Here is a 13,026-nt window from a genome sequence, read left to right on the forward strand (position 1 = left end):
CAAGGCGAATTCCGACTTCCGCCCCGCGCTTATCGGCCTTCTGCGCGCGTTTCGCGGTTTCTCGGCTCTCGGCGCAGCGGCTGTCGGCCGGGGCTGTGGCGGCTGGGGCCGTGGCGGCCGGGCGTCACGGCGTGGCGCGGTCGGCGCCCGGCGGCTCCTGGAGCGGCGGCCCGTCCTGCGTCACGCTCTCCGGCAGCGGCGGTTCGAGCAGCGAGAGAAGCTCCAGCCAGCCGTGGAACGGCCGGGCGCTCCCGCAGCTCTCCGACGCGACGCTCCCGCACACACCGTCGTGTGAGCGGTACACCTCAATGACGTAGCGCACAACGCCTCCCGGGGGCCGGCCCAGGGCGTGAGCCGTGACGCATGGCGACACCGACCACAGTAGAAGCGGCGCCCCCGGGGCCGCGTCGGTGTGGCACCTAGGGAAGTCCCTAGGGCGGTACGGGAGATGCGGTCGGGGGCCGGGTCGCACCCGGGTCGGTGCTCGTGTCGGCGCTCAGCGCTCCCAGGCCCGGGCCAACTGCGCCCGCAGCAGCGGCAGTGGGCTGTCGTCGCGGCCCCGCAGACGCTCGGCGAGGCGGATCGCGGTGTCGTAGCGGGCGAGCAGTACGCCGCGGCGCGCCACCTCGGGTGCGTGCCCGGCCGCGGTGGCCACGCGTACGGCCGCCGAGGCGCCGACGGACAGGGCGAGCCCGGCCACGTCCTCGGCCGGGTCGCCCAGCGCGGCGTCCGCCCAGTCCAGCACGCCGCTCACCCGTCCCGCCGAACTCACCATCAGGTGCTCGCCCTTGAGGTCGTTGTGCAGCACGACGGGGTTCGGGGCGGGCGCGGAGTGGTCCCGTGTGCCGGACGCGCGGTGCGAGGCGAGGGCGGCGGGCATCTCGCCGACGGCCGTGAGGAGGTCGGCCGCTTCCTCGGCGGCGGCGTGGAGCCGGTCGAGTGCGCGCGGCCGCTGTTCGGGCAGCCGCAGCGCCGCCATCGCCGCCGGAGGGAGCCCGCGCAGCCCGGCCAGCAGTCCGGCCAGGTCCGACTCGCCCTCCGGGCACACGGGCCGGTGATCCGCCGAGGTTCCGGAGAGCCGGGTGTCGACGGTGTACGTAAGGCCGGGCGCCCACACCCCGGCGGCGACGCTCGCCGGTACGCCGACCGGCAGACGCGGCCGGATCGCGTCCCGCAGCAGGAGTTCACGCCGTTGCCGCGCCCCCGCGTCGGGGTCCAGCGTGAGCCGCAGGACGTACCGGTCACCGACCCACCAGGTGGAGTGCTCGCCGCCCTCGTCGACGGGTTCGACGGCCAGTCCGGGTTCGTGGGGCAGCACCTGCCGCACAAGGCCGTGGATGACGGACGGTGTGGGCGGCTCCGGGGCGGGCGAGGAGTCCATGCCGCCGATCATGACACCGTACGGCCACGGCCCCCCACCGCTTATTCACCGCCGTGGACGAACGCCCGTGACGCCCGTGGCCCCCTGAGGGGGCGGTGTTGCCCGGTGCTCCGCGGTGCGCGAGTGTTCGTGCCATGGACCGTGACCGGAACCTCGCCTCTCCGTCTCCCTCTCCTCTTCTTCCTCCCCTGACGCGCCGTCAACTGCTGGTCGCCGCAGGCGCGGCGGGGGCCGCCGGTGCCGTGGCCGCGACCGGCGCCGGGCCCGCGGCGGCGCGGGAGCCCGCCGGGGGGCCGCTGTCCTTCACCCGTGCCACCAAGGCTCGTCGCCGAGGTGCAGCACGTCCTGTGGTCCCAGCCCCGCACCGGCGGCAAGGCGGTGCCGCTCACCCCGCCCGGCCTCGAACCCAGCCGGCCCGTGTTCGCCCCGGACGGCTCACTCGTCGCGTTCTGCGCGTACCAGGGCGGCGGCTTCCACATCTGGACCATGCGCGCCGACGGCTCCGAGGTGCGACAGCGCACCGAAGGGCCCTGGGACGACCGCGGCCCGGCCTGGTCGCCCGACGGCACCCGGCTCGCCTTCGCCTCCGAGCGCGGCGGCGACCCGGTGAAGGGCAGTCCCTATCGCGTCCACGTCCTCGACCTGCGCTCCGGCGAACTGACGCGGGTGACCGGACTGCCCGGGCAGGACGGTCCGGCCCAGGACGGCCCCTGGGAGGACTTCGACCCCGCCTGGTCGCCGGACGGGAAACGGATCCTGTTCGTCCGGGCCAGGGCGGTCACGACGCCCACCGGCTCCGCCCTGGAGGCGCGCACCGTCGCCGCCGTCCCCGCGGACGGCGCGGGCCCGGTCGTTGTAGAGCACACAGAGACCGAGAACGCCCAGGTCATGACGCCCGCCCCGGCCCCGGACGGCCGCCGCCTCGCCTACCTGCGCACCACACCGGCACCCGAAGGGTCCTGCGCTCTCGTGGTCGACGGCAAGCGCGTGGACGTCGCCGGGGACATCGCTCCCGTGCCCCCGCGCTGGACGAGGGACGGCGAGCTGCTGCTCACGGTCGACGGCCGCTTCACCCTCGTACGCCCCGCGGAACCCGGCGCGGCCGAGCCGCTCCCGTTCGACGGCGTCCTGACCGTGGACCGGCCGCGCTACCGCGTCAAGGAGTACGACCTCGGACTCGCGGAGCAGCGCGCGCGGCCCGTCCGGGGCGTGCACCTGCCCGCCCTCTCGCCCGACGGCCGGCACATCGCCTTCGCCGCCCTCAACTCCCTGTGGCTCCCCGCCACCTCGGGCGGCCGGGCACCGAAGCGGCTGCGCCGCGCCGACCCCACCCGCTACCTCCTCGGGCCGTCGTGGGCGCGCGACGGCAAGTCGCTGGTGTACGTCGACGACCGCGACGGACTCCTCGGCGTGTACCGGCACGACCTCGCCACCGGCAAGGAGACCGCGCTCGCCACGGGCGGCCGCGTGCACCCCGCGCTCTCGCCCGACGGTAAGCGCCTCGCCTGCCTCGACATGACCGGACGGCTCGTCGTGCGCGATCTGGCCGCGGGCACCGAACGCGTCCTCGCCGACCCGCTCGGCGGCGGCGGTCTGCCCGGGCGGCCGAGCTGGTCGCCCGACGGCCGCCACATCGCCCTGTGCGACCGCAACCGCCTCAACCTCCGCTTCCGCGAGGGCTACAACCTCGTGCGCGTCGTCGACGCCACCACCGGCGCCGACCGGCTGCACACCGTCGCGCCCCACACCTCCCTCGCGGACCGGTACGACTCCGGTCCCGTCTGGTCGCCCGACGGCCGCTGGATGGCGGTGATCGTCGAGTCCGCGCTGTGCCTGCTGCCCGTCGCCCCCGACGGCAGCCCGCGCGGCGAACTGCGCACCCTCACCACCGAACCCGCCGACCACCCCACCTGGTCCGGGGATTCCAAGTCGCTCCTCTACCTGTCGGGCACCCGGCTGCGCCTCATCGGCGTCGACGGCGGCCGCGCCCGCACCGTGCGCGTCCCGCTCGACCAGCGCAGGCCCGCGCCCACCGACACGGTGGTGCACGCGGGGCGGCTGTGGGACGGCACCGGCGACACGGTCCGGGAGGACGTCGACATCGTCGTACGCGGCGGCCGCGTCGCCGCCGTCGAACCGCACCGCGCGTCCCGCACGGGCACGCTCCGGCGCGTCGACGCCTCCGGCCGCACCGTCCTGCCCGGCCTGTGGGACACCCACACCCACCCCTGGCAGAGCACCTACGGCGGCCGCCAGACCGTGGGCCAGCTCACGTACGGGATCACCACGGCGGTCTCGCTCGGCGGATTCGCCCACGAACAGGCCCGCATCCGCGAGGCGGTCGCCACCGGGCAGCTCGCCGGGCCCCGCCTGCTGACCACCGGCGAACTCCTCGACGGCGGCCGCGTCGCGTACAGCATGGGCCGCGCGCACCGCACCCGCGCGGGACTGCGGCGCTCCCTGGAGCGGGCCGCGCAGCTCGACTGGGACTTCGTCAAGACGTACGTACGGGCGCCGAGGTGGGTCATGGAGGAGGCCGCGCGCTTCGCCCACGAACGCCTGGGGGTGCGTGCGGGCAGCCACTTCCTGTCACCCGGCATCCAGTCCGGTCAGGACCTGACGACCCATCTGCAAGCCACCCAGCGGGGCGAGTTCGGTCACGCCACCACGGCGTCCGGGCGCGCCTACGACGACGTGCTGGAGATTTACAGCGCACGGGGCGCACGCTTCGCGATGATCGCCACACCGTTCACCTCGTCGCCGCTCCTGGGCGCCGACCCGGCCCTCGCCGACGACCCGCGGGTCACGGCCGTGATGGCGCCGTGGGACGCCGCCCAGGTCCGCAAGTCGGCGGGCGTCGCCCCCACACCGGCCCAACTGGCCACGCTGCGCCGGGAGACCGACATCTACCGGCGGATCCTCGCCGCCGGCGGCCTCGTCGCCCTCGGCACCGACCAGCCCCTCGTACCGATCGGCCTCTCCCTGCACCTGGGCCTGCGCGCCCTGCACCGCGGCGGCCTCTCCCCGGTCGAGGCGCTGCGCACCGTGACGGTGCTGCCCGCGCGACTGTTCGGCGTCGCGGACGACCTGGGCACCGTGGCGCCCGGCAAGATCGCCGACCTGACGGTCGTGGACGGCGACCCGTTCACGGACTTCGCCACGCTGGTGCGCACCGTGTCGGTACTGCGGGGCGGCGTCCCGTACGAGACCGACGACCTGGTGGCCGCGTTCCCGACGACGGCCCGCCACAAGCACACGGGCGCGGACTGGCTGAACATCGGCCGCCTGATGCGGCGGGACGGGTGCTGCGATCCGGGGGTGTGAGGCGGGGAGGCGGCGCTGGCCGCCAGCCGCTGGGGTGGGCGGGACGAGGGCGGGCCCGGGACGCGGCCCCGGGCTCCGCTTCGTATGGGGCTTCGCCCCTTTCCCCTTTCATCGGCGCTCCGCACCTCGCCCTCAAACGCCGGGCAGGCTACAGCCCGCGAGCGCGTCGGGTCCGGCCTGGCGGGGCTGGGTCAGACGGACCGGAGATACTGCTGCGGCACCCGGATCTCCGCACCCAGCTCCCGCGCCGCGGCCCGCGCCCACGACGGGCTGCGCAGCAGTTCGCGGCCGAGCAGGACGGCGTCCGCCTCGCCGTTGGCGACGATCTTCTCGGCCTGCTCGACCTCGGTGATCAGGCCGACCGCGGCGACCGGCAGGCCGGTCTCGGCGCGCACCCGCGCCGCGAACGGGACCTGGTAGCCCGGCCCGACCGCGATCTTCACGCCCGCGGCGTTGCCGCCGGTGGACACGTCGAGCAGGTCGACACCGTGCTCATTGAGGAGCGCCGCGAACCGTACGGTGTCGTCGGCCGTCCAGCCGCCCTCCTCCAGCCAGTCGGTGGCGGAGATGCGGAAGAACAGCGGCTTGTCCTCGGGCCAGACGGCCCGCACGGCGTCCACGACCTCCAGGGGGAAGCGGACCCGGTTCTCGAACGAGCCGCCGTAGGCGTCGGTGCGCCGGTTGGAGTGCGGTGAGAGGAACTCGCCGATCAAGTAGCCGTGCGCGCCGTGCAGTTCGGCGACCTCGAAACCGGCGTCCAGGGCGCGACGGGCCGCGTCCACGAACTGCCGCGTCACGTCCTGGATCTGATCGGCGCTCAGCTCGGTCGGTACGCTGAACCGCTCGTCGAACGCCACCGGGCTGGGCCCCACCGGCTGCCAGCCCTCCGCCGCGTCGGGCGCGAGGGGCGCGCCGCCCTGCCACGGCAGGTCGGTCGACGCCTTGCGGCCGGCGTGCGCGAGCTGAATGCCGGGAACCGTGCCCTGCGACTTGAGGAAGCCGGTGATGCGGCGGAACGCCTCGGCCTGCGTGTCGTTCCAGATGCCGAGGTCGGCGGGGGAGATGCGGCCCTCGGGGCTCACGGCGGTGGCCTCGGTGAGGATCAGGCCGGTGCCTCCGGTGGCGCGCGCCGCGTAGTGGGCGAAGTGCCAGTCGGTCGGCACGCCCGCCCCCGGCCCCGACGTCTCCGCCGAGTACTGGCACATCGGCGCCATCCACACCCGGTTCGGGATGGTCAGCGATCGCAGGGTGTAGGGCTCGAACAGCGCGCTCACGGCGGCCTCCATACGTGACGGCGGGTGGTACGGGGTGGCGCGGCGCCCGGACGGCCCGGAGCGCGCAACCCTCTCGTACGATAAGCATCGTACTACGGAGGCTGTCAAACTACGAAGGGCCTCGTACAATGGAGGCGTCCGCGCCGCGGAGGGATACCCCCGACCGCCCAGGGAGAGTGGAGCCGCCATGACGACCGCCGCACCGAACGCCCGCGCGCTCGTCCATCCGGCGCGCGAGGAGATCCGCCTGGAGGGCGTGCTGCACGCGCTGGCGGACCCGCTGCGTCTGCTGGTGGTACGTGAACTGGCCAGCGAGGACGCCGAGTTGACGTGCTCGCACTTCGAGCTGCCCATCACCAAGTCCACCACCACGCACCACTTCCGGGTGCTGCGCGAGGCGGGCCTGGTCCAGCAGGTCTACCGGGGCACGGCCAAGGTCAACGTCCTGCGCCGGGCGGACCTGGACGCCCTCTTCCCGGGGCTCCTCGACAGTGTCCTCGCCGCGGCGGCGGGGCAGGCCGACCGCCTCGGCGACGCCTGACGAGCACGGGCTCCTTTCCCCGCCCTCCCCGGAGGGGCGTCGTCGCTGGCCGGGGAGAGTCAGTCCGCCCGTCCGGATGTTTCACCGCGCGCCGCCGCCAGCAGCCCCGGCCAGTCCGGGATCTTCACCGGCCCGCGCCCGAGCGAACGCCCGAGGTCCGCCTCCGCGCGCTCGATCGCCAGCCAGCCGGGCCACTCGACCGGCCGGGCGCCCGCGGCGCACAGCGCGAGCAGGGGGTCGTCGGGCACGTCGCGGAGCGCGAGGGCGGGCGCGTCGTCGAGCAGCGACAGCGCCGTCTCCTTGGCGCAGGGGCGGTTGGTGCCGATGACGCCGGTCGGCCCGCGCTTGATCCAGCCCGCCACGTACTCGCCGGGCGACACGGCGCCCTCGCGCAGCACCCGCCCTCCGGCGTGCGGCACCGTCCCCGTCGCCTCGTCGAACGGCAGCCCGTCCATCGGGACGCCGCGGTAGCCGACGGAGCGCAGGACGAGCTGGCCGGTGATGTCCTCGTACGTCCCCGAGCCCGTCACCCCGCCCCGCCCGTCGGGCAGCGTCCGCTCGAACCGTACGCCGCCGACCCGGCCGCCCGCGTCGAGCACGGCCACCGGCCGCAGGAAGAACCGCAGCCGGATCCGCCGCGCGAGCCCCCGCTCCGGCGCCCCGGCCCAGCCGCGCATCACCTCGACGTTGCGGCGCCCGGCCGCGGGCAGCCCCGACGGGTCCGCGTACGCCGGATCGAGCGCCAACTCCGCCGGATCCACGACGACTTCGGCGTCCGGGAGCGAACCGAGCTCCCGCAGCTCCTTGGTGGTGAACCGCGCCTGGGACGGCCCGCGCCGCCCCACCATGTGCACCTCGCGCACCCGGCTCTGCGCGAGCACGCCCAGCGCCTCGTGCGGCATGTCGGTCGGCATCAGCTCGGCTGCGCCGCGCGCCAGCATCCGCGCGACGTCCACCGCGACATTGCCGACGCCGATGACCACGGCCGAGTCCACGCCGCGTACGAAACGGTCCGGCGGCCCCGCACCGTTCACCGTCACGTCCGGGTGGGCGCTGTACCAGGACACGAACTCGGTGGCCGAACAACTCCCCGGCAGATCCTCGCCGGGCACGCCGAGACGGCGGTCCGTGGCCGCGCCCACGCAGTACACGACCGCGTGATAGACGCCGAGCAACTGCGCGGGCGAGAGCGCGCCGGGGCCGACCTCGACGCCGCCGAGGAACCGTACGTTCTCGTGCTCAAGGACCGTACGCAGGTTGTTCTGCAGGGACTTGATCTTCTCGTGGTCCGGCGCGACGCCATAGCGCACCAGGCCGTACGGGCACGGCAGCCGGTCGAGCACGTCCACCCGCACCCCCGGCACGAGGTTCTGCTGGACCAGGCTCTGCGCGGTGTAGACCCCGCTCGGACCCGATCCCACGACGGCGACCTGCACGGTGGCGCTCCTTCCGCGAGGTGTCCCCGGGACGCCTTGAGGTCTGGTGATACCTGCCTGGCATCAGCATCGCACCGCTGTGCGCGCAGGGGGAGGTGTGCCGCCGCGCGCATTGGTCCGTGCCGCGGCCGGCGGAACTCCCTGTGCCGCTGACAGGGTGCCGTGGCGGCCGTCCCCGTGCGCGCCGCCAACGGGGGAATGTGACTGTACGGCTACCGTGCGCATGTGCGGAGAGGTTCATCTTGCGACGAGAATGACCATTACCGATCGGATGACGGGCGGACCGGCGGCCGAGAAGCGGCGCCGGGCCAAGGGGACCGCGCCGCGCGCGGCGGGGCGGTGGACCTGCGGCCGGTGGGACCGGCGGGCCTGGCGGGCCCGGCGGGTCTCGCGGGCTTCCCGGGGGAGTGGGCGGCCGGCCTGGAGGACCCGGCGGCCGCGGGCCTCGGCGGACTTGAATGGACCGTGGTCGAGGACTGGGTCGAGGTGTCGTGGCCGGCGGGGGAGCGCGTGGTCACCGTGCCCAGACCTGTGTCCGGGGCGTCGGACGCGGGTCTGGGCACGGCGACGCCCGCTTGGACCGCCGAACCCGAGCCGGCTGCCCGGGAGAGGGAGTGGGCCGAGGCGGCGGACGGCGACCGTGAGGACTGGACGCGGTCCGCGGGGTTCGCTCCGGCCGGGTGGGACGGCCCGCTGGCGGCTGTGTGGGAGGGGTGGGTCGGGCCGGTGGGGGATGTTCGGGACGCGCGGGTCGCTCCCGGGGAGGATTCCCGGGTGGAGCGCGACAGGCTGACCCCCGTCGACGAGGACGAGTGGGCGTCCGCACGCGAGGGCATCGCCCACGGCGACGGGCCGGAGCCGGGTCCCCAGAACGACTGGGCGGCCCCGGAGGTGACCGGCCAGGACGGACCCCTCTTCCATGTGCGCCTGGCCTTCGACGGCAGCGGCAGTGGCGGCGGCGTCGAAGGCGAAGGCGGCGGTCGGGCGGGCGGTACCGGAAGCGGCTGCTGTGCCGACGGGGCCGGTGGCGCCGAAGTCCTCGCGTCCGTGTCCGACGGCCGGATCACCATCGAGGAACTGCGGGCCCAGCCCCCGCTCCCGCTGGCCAGCCTCGCGGCGCTCGCCGCCCGCATCGAGGGCCCGCTCAACGACGCGGTCCGCGGCCTGGCCGAGCGGCACGAAGCCGGGGCCATGGAGCCCGCCTGCCGGAACGGCGCCCCCGCCCAGGAGCCGCCCGTCGCCCGCCGGGGCCGCCCGCACGCACGCCGGGGCAGTGCCGTGCGACACGTCACGGCGGAGGCGTACCGCGGGGCGCTGGACGACGGCGAGGACCCGGTGCTCGCCGTGATGCGCGCGACGGGACACAGCCGCCGCAAGTCCCTGCGCCTCATCGCGGGGGCGCGGGACGCCGGGCTCCTGATGCCACGTCACCACCGCCGGTAGACGCTCCGCTTGGGGGGCTCGCAAATGAGTCTGCGGGGCGGTGAGGGCTGGTGGCGCAGTTCCCCGCGCCCCTGGCGGGACGCGCCCGGGAAACCGGACGACGGCTTGTTACGTCTCGCCGGGTGGGCTGGAGCACCGGGCGGTCCCGCCCTCCCCGGGGAGGGGCCTCTAGGCGCCGAAGGCTGCGCCTTGGGGGAGTCACCCTTCCTCTTCAGTGACTTCCAGCGCCTGTCTCGCCAGGCCGATGAACGTGACGTACGCGTCTCGGAAATCCCGGTACGCAGCGTCGTAGTCGCTCCGCCGTTCCGGGCTGTCGTCGCCGATGAGCGCCTTCAGCAGCGGCTGCAAGCGTCTCGCCATCTGCCGCACGTGCTCGGCCGCGGCGGAGACCTCGGCAGGACCGTCGAGCCGGACCTCGTGGTTCGCCTTGTTCATGTTCCCGATGGTCGGGCCGACGCGCTCGTACATCAGCGTCAGGATCCGGTCCTTGCCCTCACGGTCGTGCGTCGCGTCGACGTCGTCGATCTGCCAGGTGACCTCCGAGAAGGCGTGCGCGCAGCTCATCATCTCCCGATAGCTGGACCGACGCCGGTCGCGCTGCTCACGAAGGGCCTCTGCGGTCGCGGTGGTTCGGGCTTGGGCGAGCGCCGCGCGCGAGGTCGCCCGGGCGGTGATGTAGCTGGCACCGAGCGCGGTCAGCGCGGTGAGGACGCCGACCCACAGTCCGCTGTTCGCCATGATCGAGAAGTCTGCCAGCCGGGAGCGCCGTTGTGACGCGGAGGGCGTACCTTCCCGAGTGATCGGCTCAAGGCCATCGAACAGGGGAGGGCGGCCCTTACGGCTTCCCCGCCGCACTGGGTGCGCCTGCACTGAACAACCCCGCTGACCCGTAATGACATTCACTCACCAGGAAGGCACACCTCGGCATGACCACCAAGTACGACGTCAAGCGCGAGCTCAAGCAGTGCTACGCACCAAAGAACACCGACTGGGAACTGGTCGACGTCCCCGAGCTCCACTTCCTCGCCGTCGACGGGCACGGCGACCCGAACACCAGCCCCGCGTACCGCCACGCGGTCGAGGCGCTCTACGCGGTCGCCTACACCGTCAAGTTCGCGAGCAAAGGCGACCTCGGCAGGGACTTCGTCGTGGGCCCACTTGAGGGACTGTGGTGGGCGGACGACATGGACGACTTCCTGGCCAGGCTCAAGGACAACTGGCGATGGAGACTGCTCATCAACGTCCCCGACTGGATCACTGGCGCCATGATCGAAGACGCCAAGCGCACCGCCCTGACCAAGAAGGACCTTCCAGCCGTTCCGGACGTTCGGCCAGAGACGCTGCACGAGGGCACCAGCGCGCAGGCCCTCCACATCGGCCCTTACGACGACGAGACCCCGATCCTGACCAGGCTGCACCACGAATACCTCCCCGCCAACAACCTGCGGGAGACGGGCCTGCACCACGAGATCTACCTCAGCGACCCGCGCAGGGCCGACCCCGCCAGGCTCAGGACGATTCTGCGGCAGCCCGTAGAAGTGGTGTCCGTGTAGCCTGCCGCCGGATGAGGGGTGACGGGTGAGGGCTGCGTGTGGGTTCCGCCGGCGGGCGTACGCGCAGCGCGCAGTACATGGACCTAGGGCCTGTGTCGAAAGTGGCTGGTTGTGACTCTGTGGCCTGTGTTTGTATGCCGGAGTGAACATCGAGAGCTCCGGGGTGCCGGATGAGAGGCCGAGCCGCTGGGTCCGGCAGAGGGCTGATGGCGATGTTGAGGAGTGCGTGCGGGTCCTCGCGGAGGTCCATGCGCGCGACGGCTATCCGGTGAACTGGCCGGATCAGCCCGGCGAGTGGCTGTCACGCGGCCCCCTGCTGGGCTCCTGGGTTGCCGAACTCGAAGGCGGCCTGGTCGGGCATGTCAGTTTGTCGCAAGACGGCGAAGGCGATCTGGCCCCGGGGTTGTGGAGCGAACGGAACGGGGCGACGCGGGGTATGACCGCCGTGGTCAGCAGGCTGTTCGTTGCTCCGCAGGCAAGGGGACAGCGGATCGGTGCACTGCTGATCGGCCAGGCAGTGGAGGAAGCGCGGCGTCGTGCCCTGCATCCGGTGCTCGACGTCGTTGCATCCGATACCGCGGCGGCAGCCCTGTATGAGCGGCTGGGCTGGGAGCTGATGGCGACAGTCGAGCAGCAGTGGAGTCCGCACCAGACGGTGGCCATCCGCTGTTACGCAGCGCCATCGTGACGTGGTCAGTCACAGGCACTCGTTGATGGCCGCGACGAGGACGGTCGCCTCGTAGCGGACCGCGAGCTTGTCGTACCTCGTGGCCGCGGGGCCTTCCGGTTGATCTTGGTCTGCGGGTGGCGCTGGGGCCGGTCGCGAGGCTGTGGGTGCGGCTGTCGGGCTGGCAGCAGGACCAGGTCGGAGCGGTGGCGAAGGCGGAGTTGGCCCGGCTGGCCGACAGGCTGATGCGGCTGGATGCCGCGCCGCGGCTGCTGGCTGGCCGGTTCGCCGACCGGCTGGAGGAGACCGGTGGCGAGGCCCTGGTCGAGTGCCCGTATCCGTGGCTGGTCCGGCGGGGCATGGTGCAGCGGCCGGCATGCTCAGACTGGCGGTGCGACGACGGGATCCGCCTGGACACCGGTGGTGAGTGCGGGAACTGCGGCACGGTGGTGCACATCCGGCGTGCCCGGCGGGCGAGGATCGCGGCAGAAGTCGACCGGGAACTGCCCGGCCTCACCGACGCCGAGCGCCGCCAGGTCCTCGAAGACCGGCTCCGTGAGCAAGCCGCAGCTGAGGCGGAGGACTTCGTGCGGCGGCGCGAGCAGGCCGCCGCGGAACAGGCCCGCCGGGACGCCGCCCGCGCGGCAGCCGAGGAGCGGGCGGAACACGAGCGCCAAGCCGCGGCCGCCGCCTAAGCGGTCCGCCGGGCACTGGCGTGCGAGGACTGTGGTCAGGAGTGGTCGGCTGGGCTGTGTGAGGCGTGCGGCTACCGGCGCCGGACCGAGGTGTTGACGGTGGAGGCCGGCCTGGTCGCCGCCACCTGGTCCGCGGCCTTGGACGACGCGGACGACGTCGCCGCGGTCACCGCCCGCGTCCGGGCGTCGGTGGAGGCCGACATCGCGCAGGCCCGGCGCGAGTTCCTGGCGTTGGTGGAGCCGGGCGGGCGGGACGCTGACCCGGCTCTGGCGGCGTCCGCGCTCGCCTTCGCCGCGCTCCGGGCGGTGGAGCAGGCGGCCGGGGAGTACCGGCGGTGCGCGCTGGCGATGCTGGGCCGCACCCCGGAGGCCGGGGCGGAGGCGCGGCGGGCGTACGTGATCGAGCAGAACCGCCGCTGGTTCAGGGCCAATCCGAACGGCGCGGACGCGGTCGCCGCCGCAGCGAAGGCCGCCGACGCCGCCCGGGCACGCACTGCGCAGTACCTGCTGGCGACGCGGCTGGAGCAGCTGCGCGTGCAGGCTGCGGCTCCCACCGAGGCGGCCGCGCGCGCCGTGGACTGGTCGGCTGCCCGAGCTCGCCGCCCGGCCCTTGACCGCGAAGTCGCCGGGCGGTGATCGCTTGACCACAACCTCGGGGCGTTCGGCGGGAAGGTCGGCGACGGTCCGGCCTCGCAGTCCGTTGGCGTCGCGG

At 74.0% G+C, this 13,026-nt stretch carries 11 protein-coding genes and 1 pseudogene; 7 read left to right on the plus strand and 5 right to left on the minus strand.

Going from position 1 to position 13,026, the window contains the following annotated elements:
• Positions 1-124: 124 nt before the first annotated feature.
• Positions 125-322, minus strand: a complete 198-nt coding sequence (locus tag STRAU_RS21000; protein WP_016642381.1) for a hypothetical protein — start codon at positions 320-322, stop codon at positions 125-127.
• Between the two features lie 174 nt (positions 323-496).
• Positions 497-1,381 (minus strand): phosphotransferase family protein, encoded by an 885-nt coding sequence (locus STRAU_RS21005; RefSeq protein ID WP_052029180.1) that lies wholly within the window; start codon positions 1,379-1,381, stop codon positions 497-499.
• A gap of 134 nt (positions 1,382-1,515) precedes the next feature.
• Between STRAU_RS21005 and STRAU_RS21010 the strand changes: the two are divergent.
• Positions 1,516-4,705: pseudogene (locus STRAU_RS21010) on the plus strand (amidohydrolase family protein).
• Positions 4,706-4,896: 191 nt separating this feature from the next.
• Here STRAU_RS21010 and STRAU_RS21015 read toward each other — a convergent pair.
• The gene (locus STRAU_RS21015; protein WP_037660855.1) at positions 4,897-5,979 is read right to left on the minus strand and encodes an NADH:flavin oxidoreductase/NADH oxidase; all 1,083 of its coding nucleotides are present in this window, start codon (positions 5,977-5,979) and stop codon (positions 4,897-4,899) included.
• 187 nt (positions 5,980-6,166) lie between these two features.
• Between STRAU_RS21015 and STRAU_RS21020 the strand changes: the two genes are divergently transcribed.
• Positions 6,167-6,520, plus strand: a complete 354-nt coding sequence (locus STRAU_RS21020) for an ArsR/SmtB family transcription factor (RefSeq protein WP_016642385.1) — start codon at positions 6,167-6,169, stop codon at positions 6,518-6,520.
• 59 nt (positions 6,521-6,579) lie between these two features.
• Here the strand turns inward: STRAU_RS21020 and STRAU_RS21025 are convergent, their stop codons facing one another.
• Positions 6,580-7,956, minus strand: coding sequence for an FAD-dependent oxidoreductase (locus tag STRAU_RS21025; protein ID WP_016642386.1), 1,377 nt, complete (start codon positions 7,954-7,956; stop codon positions 6,580-6,582).
• Positions 7,957-8,295: 339 nt separating this feature from the next.
• Between STRAU_RS21025 and STRAU_RS43715 the strand changes: the two genes are divergently transcribed.
• Positions 8,296-9,399: a DUF6214 family protein gene (locus STRAU_RS43715; protein WP_016642387.1), complete on the plus strand. Its 1,104-nt coding sequence runs from the start codon at positions 8,296-8,298 to the stop codon at positions 9,397-9,399.
• Between the two features lie 198 nt (positions 9,400-9,597).
• Here the strand turns inward: STRAU_RS43715 and STRAU_RS21035 are convergent, their stop codons facing one another.
• Complete coding sequence (locus tag STRAU_RS21035; protein ID WP_016642388.1) at positions 9,598-10,137, minus strand: hypothetical protein; 540 nt, start codon at positions 10,135-10,137, stop codon at positions 9,598-9,600.
• Positions 10,138-10,325: 188 nt separating this feature from the next.
• Between STRAU_RS21035 and STRAU_RS21040 the strand changes: the two genes are divergently transcribed.
• The 4 genes from STRAU_RS21040 (at position 10,326) to STRAU_RS43050 (ending at position 12,950) form a co-directional block, all read left to right on the plus strand.
• Positions 10,326-10,952, plus strand: a complete 627-nt coding sequence (locus STRAU_RS21040) for a GyrI-like domain-containing protein (RefSeq protein WP_016642389.1) — start codon at positions 10,326-10,328, stop codon at positions 10,950-10,952.
• Positions 10,953-11,178: 226 nt separating this feature from the next.
• On the plus strand, positions 11,179-11,640 hold the full coding sequence (locus STRAU_RS21045; RefSeq protein WP_016642390.1) for a GNAT family N-acetyltransferase: 462 nt from the start codon (positions 11,179-11,181) through the stop codon (positions 11,638-11,640).
• Between the two features lie 116 nt (positions 11,641-11,756).
• On the plus strand, positions 11,757-12,314 hold the full coding sequence (locus STRAU_RS21050; RefSeq protein WP_016642391.1) for a hypothetical protein: 558 nt from the start codon (positions 11,757-11,759) through the stop codon (positions 12,312-12,314).
• A 99-nt stretch (positions 12,315-12,413) separates the two neighbouring features.
• Positions 12,414-12,950, plus strand: coding sequence for a hypothetical protein (locus tag STRAU_RS43050; RefSeq protein ID WP_016642392.1), 537 nt, complete (start codon positions 12,414-12,416; stop codon positions 12,948-12,950).
• The last annotated feature ends 76 nt before the right edge of the window (positions 12,951-13,026 follow it).

It is taken from the genome of Streptomyces aurantiacus JA 4570, from assembly GCF_000414115.1.
GTDB classification, from domain to species: Bacteria; Actinomycetota; Actinomycetes; order Streptomycetales; family Streptomycetaceae; genus Streptomyces; species Streptomyces aurantiacus_A.